The sequence below is a fragment of the Acinetobacter sp. YH12211 genome (assembly GCF_013418015.1).
Taxonomy (GTDB): domain Bacteria; phylum Pseudomonadota; class Gammaproteobacteria; order Pseudomonadales; family Moraxellaceae; genus Acinetobacter; species Acinetobacter towneri.
In genome coordinates, this window is record NZ_VPCW01000030.1 from 21913 (window position 1) to 27987 (window position 6075).

General features: G+C 41.3%; 8 protein-coding genes. 4 read left to right on the forward strand and 4 right to left on the reverse strand.

What is annotated here, in order from left to right:
- Positions 1-14 precede the first annotated feature (14 nt).
- Positions 15-524 carry a peptidylprolyl isomerase gene (locus FTU98_RS11760; protein ID WP_004973310.1) on the forward strand — a complete coding sequence of 170 codons (510 nt, stop codon included), beginning with the start codon at positions 15-17 and terminating at the stop codon, positions 522-524.
- A 117-nt stretch (positions 525-641) separates the two neighbouring features.
- Positions 642-1361: a UDP-2,3-diacylglucosamine diphosphatase gene (locus FTU98_RS11765; RefSeq protein ID WP_154320706.1), complete on the forward strand. Its 720-nt coding sequence runs from the start codon at positions 642-644 to the stop codon at positions 1359-1361.
- Positions 1362-1463: 102 nt separating this feature from the next.
- Here FTU98_RS11765 and hpaI read toward each other — a convergent pair whose 3' ends face one another.
- Entirely contained in the window at positions 1464-2258 is a 795-nt protein-coding gene (hpaI, locus tag FTU98_RS11770) for a 4-hydroxy-2-oxoheptanedioate aldolase (protein WP_096900940.1), read from the reverse strand.
- A gap of 241 nt (positions 2259-2499) precedes the next feature.
- On the opposite strand from hpaI, the gene nfsB reads away from it, so the two are divergent.
- Positions 2500-3153, forward strand: a complete 654-nt coding sequence (gene nfsB / locus FTU98_RS11775; RefSeq protein ID WP_004973304.1) for an oxygen-insensitive NAD(P)H nitroreductase — start codon at positions 2500-2502, stop codon at positions 3151-3153.
- Between the two features lie 115 nt (positions 3154-3268).
- On the forward strand, positions 3269-3490 hold the full coding sequence (locus tag FTU98_RS11780; protein ID WP_081402487.1) for a hypothetical protein: 222 nt from the start codon (positions 3269-3271) through the stop codon (positions 3488-3490).
- Here the strand turns inward: FTU98_RS11780 and FTU98_RS11785 are convergent.
- From FTU98_RS11785 to FTU98_RS11795, 3 genes are all read right to left on the reverse strand, one after another.
- The gene (locus FTU98_RS11785; protein WP_180051457.1) at positions 3453-4313 is read right to left on the reverse strand and encodes a DMT family transporter; all 861 of its coding nucleotides are present in this window, start codon (positions 4311-4313) and stop codon (positions 3453-3455) included. The genes FTU98_RS11780 and FTU98_RS11785 overlap by 38 nt on opposite strands.
- Before the next feature lie 103 nt (positions 4314-4416).
- On the reverse strand, positions 4417-5454 hold the full coding sequence (gene fba / locus FTU98_RS11790; RefSeq protein ID WP_004973298.1) for a class II fructose-bisphosphate aldolase: 1038 nt from the start codon (positions 5452-5454) through the stop codon (positions 4417-4419).
- A 138-nt stretch (positions 5455-5592) separates the two neighbouring features.
- The gene (locus FTU98_RS11795; RefSeq protein ID WP_131260911.1) at positions 5593-5865 is read right to left on the reverse strand and encodes a hypothetical protein; all 273 of its coding nucleotides are present in this window, start codon (positions 5863-5865) and stop codon (positions 5593-5595) included.
- Positions 5866-6075: the final 210 nt, after the last annotated feature.

Consider the following 6075-nt stretch of genomic DNA (forward strand, 5'->3'; position numbering starts at 1 on the left):
TAGGAGATTACACAATGAGTTTTCCTCAAGTCGAATTAAACACCAATAAAGGTCGTATTGTTTTAGAATTGAACGCTGAAAAAGCACCAATTACAGTTGCTAACTTCTTAGAATACGTTCGTGATGGTTTTTATGACGGCGTAATTTTCCACCGTGTTATTGATGGTTTCATGATCCAAGGCGGTGGCATGGATGAAAACTTCAAAGAAAAAGCAACACGTGATGCGATTGAAAACGAAGCAGACAACGGCTTAAGCAACGATGTTGGTACAATTGCAATGGCACGTACCCAAGCACCTCACTCTGCTTCTGCACAGTTCTTCATTAACGTAAAAAATAACTCTTTCTTAAACCACACAGGCAAAACTGCACAAGGTTGGGGTTATGCCGTGTTTGGTAAAGTTGTTGAAGGTATGGACGTTGTAGATGCAATTAAAGGCGTGCGTACTGGCAACCGTGGTTATCACGCAGATGTTCCACTAGAAAATGTGGTGATTGAATCTGCAAAAATCATTGCTGAATAAGAATCTTACCCGACCTCGCTTACGCACATCATTTTAAAGTACTGCTTTAAAATTCGTTTAGGGAGGAGAAATCCCTCTTTTAAAAGAGGGATTTCGGGAGATTCCAAGGAATAATTCGTGACCTATCTGTTTATCGCAGATTTACACTTGTCACCAAATCACCCTCGACTTGTTCGGGGGTTTTTAGATTTGCTAGACGCTTATCAAAATAAAAACACCCAACTGTATATTTTAGGCGACTGGTTTAATGCATGGATTGGCGATGATTACACCGCAGCGTGGCTCGATGAAGTTGTTGCACGTTTAAAGCAATTTAGCCAAGCAGGTAATCAAATTTACTTTATTGTCGGCAATCGTGATTTCGCTTTGGGTCAGAAATTTTTAGATCAGTTTTCAGGACAACTCCTGCCCGATGTGTACACGCTGCATATTGGTTCTCAACAGGTACGTTTAGAACATGGCGATGCACTGTGTACCGATGATGTGTCCTATCAAAAATTCCGTAAAATCATTCGCAATCCCATCATTTTAGGGATTTTAAAGAAAACACCTTTGGCTTTTCGGCAAAAACTTGCACAAGGTTTCCGCAAAAAAAGTCAGCAAGCCAATCAAGTCAAAAGTTATGACGTCATGGACGTAAATGCAGATGCTGTGTCACAAGCCTTGCAGCATGCAGATGTGTTAATTCATGGGCATACGCATCGTCCAAATATTCACAATGAACACGGCAAACCTAGAATTGTATTAGGCGATTGGCGCACAGATGCTGCACAAATTTTAGTAGTTGAACCAAATCAAGCCTTAGCAACTTGGCAACTGAGTCATTGGAACTATTAAGCGCAACATCTTTACATAAAAATAATAGATACAACACTAAAGGTACTTAGCTAAACATAGCTAACTAAAACCTCTTTAGCCAAAATCTCTTCAGCTAGCAGATTAATACCCACCTTCCGTTTTAATCACTTCGGCATCAGCTTTATATTTAGCCAACAACTCACGCAGCGAAGTCATCAACACACTGGTATCTACCCCAACTGCCACAAATTCTGTGCCTAAATCCAAATACTTTTGTGTCACTTCATGTTGGGTCGATAAAATCCCTGCTGCTTTGCCTGCTGCACGAATCCGTTGAATCGCATCGACCACAGCGGCTTGTACTTCTGGATGGTTCGGATTGCCTTCATAACCCATCGTGGCAGATAAATCCACCGCACCAATAAACACCCCATCAATCCCATCGACTTGTAAAATAGCATCCAGATTTTCTAAACCTGTGACCGATTCAATTTGAATGAGCAAACAAATATTTTCATGCGCTGTCGCGTAATAATTTGGAATACTGTTCCAGCGAGTTGCACGTGCTAAAGCTGCGCCTACGCCGCGAATACCTTCAGGTGGATAACGTACCGCTTTGACCATCAACTCAGCGTGTTCAACGCTTTCAACCATAGGAATCAGCAAAGTTTGTACGCCAATATCCAACAGTTGTTTAATGAGTTGCACACTGCCAATCGGCGGGCGCACCACCGCTTGAGAGGGATAAGCCGCAATACTTTGTAATTGTGACAAAGTGGTTCTTAAATCACTCGGTGCATGTTCCCCATCAATTAAAAGCCAGTCATAGCCTGCATTGGCAGCAATTTCAGTACCATACGCATCTGCTAAACCTACCCATAAGCCAATTTGCTGCTGAGTTTTTAATTTACGCTTAAAATAATTGATATATTCCATCCATACACCTTTGGGATGCACCATGCTCAAGTTTATATTTAACGCCTATTTGCTATAAACAACCAATAGTGAAAACGTCTTGCATGATTGAATTTAACACTAAGTTTAAAGATGTTTATGTCGTGCTCATCTCATCTTAACCGCATAAATAGCACATGGATTCATTCCGTTAGCATAGCGAGGCATGTTAAGCTTTTGGCGCACACCTGCCCCAAATATAGTCTTTAAATGGAGATGATTCATGGATTTGCTCAACGTTGCACAAACTCGTTATACGACCAAAGCCTATGATGCGAGTCGCACTATTCCTGCAGAACAATTTGAGCGTTTATTAGAAATTCTGCGTTTAGCACCATCTTCCATTAATATTCAGCCGTGGCATTTTTTTATTGCAGATCGCCCTGAAGCCAAACAACGTATTGCTAAAGCTTTAGTTGGAAAGTACGCCTATAACGCCCCTAAAGTTTTAGATGCTTCGCATACCATTTTATTTTGCACCAAAGCTGACATTAGCGAATTACATTTAGAAAACCTGCTTAATCAGGATGCTGCTAGTGGACGCTTTAAAGATGAAGCCGCTAAACAAGGTCAGAAAGACAGCCGCACAGGTTATGTCGATTACTACCGCAATGAAAAAGGCGATATTCAGCGTTGGGCAGAAAATCAAACCTTTATTGCACTCGGACAAATGCTTTTGGCTGCAGGCATTGAAGGAATTGACGCAACGCCAATTGGTGGTTTTGATGAAGCAATTTTAACTCAAGAACTGCAACTAACTGAGCAAGGACTGATTCCTTCGGTTTTATTGTGTTTAGGCTATCGTAGTGAACAAGATTTTAATGCCAAACTGCCAAAATCACGCCTTGATAAACGTGAGATTTTCACGCAACTGTAAAACAAACATGCGATAACACTAGGGACAAAATTTGTCCCTATTTTTTGGTCTGAATTTTGCTTTATCTATATTTGCAATCTGTACTCAATCTCTATCAAAAATAAAAATGAGGTGTATGATGCTCAATTTAATGCCGCTAAAACTAGAATGCCGACGTTGTAAAAAACTGTATTTATATCAAGCCAAACCAAGCTATCCAACCCTGCGCTGCCCGATCTGCGATAGAACCACAATGCTGCATGGTCTTGCAGAAACTGCAGATTTATTGCGACATCCTTTTCGCTTTATGTTGAGTTATCTTAAACCGTCATGGCATAAGCGAGGCAAAGCACACTAAGCAATGCCAAGCCTAGCCCAATAGTGGTCGTGCTTTTCAGCTTTTCTTTAAAGAACAATACTCCACTGATCACGCCAAATAGCACCACTAAAATATTCATCCCTGCAAATACCACTGCAGGGCTGTCTTTGAGCAGCATGTGAGCTTTGACATACAAGGCAATATTGGCAAAATTCAGTGCACCCAAAATTAAACCTGCACTGATATTTTGCATACTGCCCATGCTTTTATCGCGGATTAAGATATAAGCCATCGCCAAAACAAAAGCACATACAAACATCAAATTCAGTGCAACTGCAAATTGCAGTCCTAAACCTGTGGTGTATTTAAGCAAAACATCAATCAGTGCATAACCCAACCAAACACAGCTCAAATATAAGATGCCTTGTTGCGCTTTAGCAGACTGCACTGCAGCACGATGCGAATACAAAATGCATAAGACCGCGATAATCCCAAGCGCGATTCCCACAATTTTCAGTTGGCTAAAATTTTCCTGAAAAATAAAATAAGCGGCTGCTAAAGACAAAACCACTGACAAACGCTGTGCAATTTCAGTTTTTAAAATACCTGCGCTGTCCAACGATTTTGCTAATGCTAAAAAGACACAGGGCAACAACACACCCAAACTAATAATGAGCCACCACGGCGTATGTTGGATTGAGATCGTGCCCAAGTTGGGTTTAAACCAGTAAAAACACAACACACTGGCACTGACATAATTCCATGTAATCATCTGCATGGGGTTAAAACCCTGCGTTTTGCAGACTTTTAATAAAATAGAGACCAGTACACTACAAAAGGCTGCGGCTACAATCAGTTCCATGACACGCTCGAGGATTGTTTTTGTTCTTGATTGGAAGTTGTGGACTCATCAGTAAAAAGCCCACAAGGACTGTGGGCTTTCGAGTTCTTAATTAAATTAAGAATTATTTGTAACGTTCAACCATTTTCTCTAAAGAAATTGGGCGAATTTTGTCTGCATTACCTGCAGTACCAAATGCTTCATAACGGTCTATACAAATTTGTTTCATTGCATCTACAGTTTTTGCGAAGAATTTACGTGGGTCAAATTCGCTTGGTTGTTCTGCCATCATACGGCGCATTGCACCAGTAGAAGCTAAACGTAAATCTGTATCGATGTTGATTTTACGCACACCATGCTTAATTGCTTCAACCAATTGCTCAACAGGTACACCATAAGTTTCTTTGATGTCACCGCCGTATTGGTTAATCACCGCCAACCATTCTTGTGGTACAGAGCTAGAGCCGTGCATTACAAGGTGTGTATTTGGCAACGCAGCATGAATTTCTTTAATACGGTCAATTGCAAGAATATCGCCTGTAGGTGGACGAGTAAACTTGTATGCACCGTGCGAAGTACCAACAGCAATCGCTAAAGCATCCACATTAGTATCTGCAACGAAGCTACGTGCTTCTTCAACAGATGTTAACAATTGAGAGTGGTCAAGTACGCCTTCTGCGCCCACGCCATCTTCTTCACCTGCCATACCTGTTTCAAGACTACCTAAACAGCCAATCTCACCTTCAACCGATACACCACACGCATGCGCCATTTGCACAGTACGACGCGTCACTTCGACGTTGTATTCATACGACGTTGGTGTTTTACCATCTTCACCCAAAGAACCATCCATCATTACTGATGAAAAGCCTAGTTGGATCGAACGCTGACATACATCAGGGCTTGTACCATGGTCTTGGTGCATAACCACTGGAATATGTGGCCACTCTTCAATTGCAGCCAAAATCAGGTGACGCAAGAATGGCGCACCTGCATATTTACGCGCACCTGCCGAAGCTTGAACAATTACAGGTGAATTGGTTGCATCTGCGGCTAACATAATTGCGCGCATTTGTTCTAAGTTGTTGACGTTAAACGCTGGAACGCCGTAAGCATGTTCACCGGCATGATCCAAGAGCTGGCGCAATGAAATAAGAGCCATAATATCCTCCCAAATAATGTTGGTTATTCTACCCTGTGATTTGTTTCAATTCAGCAACAAATCGCCTTTTTCAAAAAAAAGTCCCTGCAAAAGCAGGGACTTTTAAACAAATTACTACAATTTGTCGTTTTTCAGCACTTATTGCGCTTCAGAAGCAGCAACTTCTGTGTCTGCAGTCGCAACGTCAGCAGGTGCATTTGCAACGTCTTCAGGAATATCGGTGTTGCCTTCATCCAAGATTGGTTGGTCAATTGCGTCGATTGCAGCTTGTTGTTCTGGTGTAACTTGAGCGTTATCTACAACTGCAGAAGATGCATCAGTTTCAGTCGCAGGTGCGCTTTCTTTTTTTGCACAAGCAGTCAAGGCTAAAGATGCAGCAATTAAAGCAGCAAGTGTTAGTTTTTGAATCATCGTCATTTCCTACAGTTAGGTCATTCATTTACTACAGTTTATTGCATATTTATGACATTTTGATGACTACGGCATGACATAAATCGCAGATTCAAATCCCAAGTGCAACACATTTGTAGTCAGTTGAAAAAGTTAGGTGTATTCATAGAATCATTAGACTTTTTCAACTCGCAATTGGAAAGCACACAATGAAGAAATACACCCAACTCT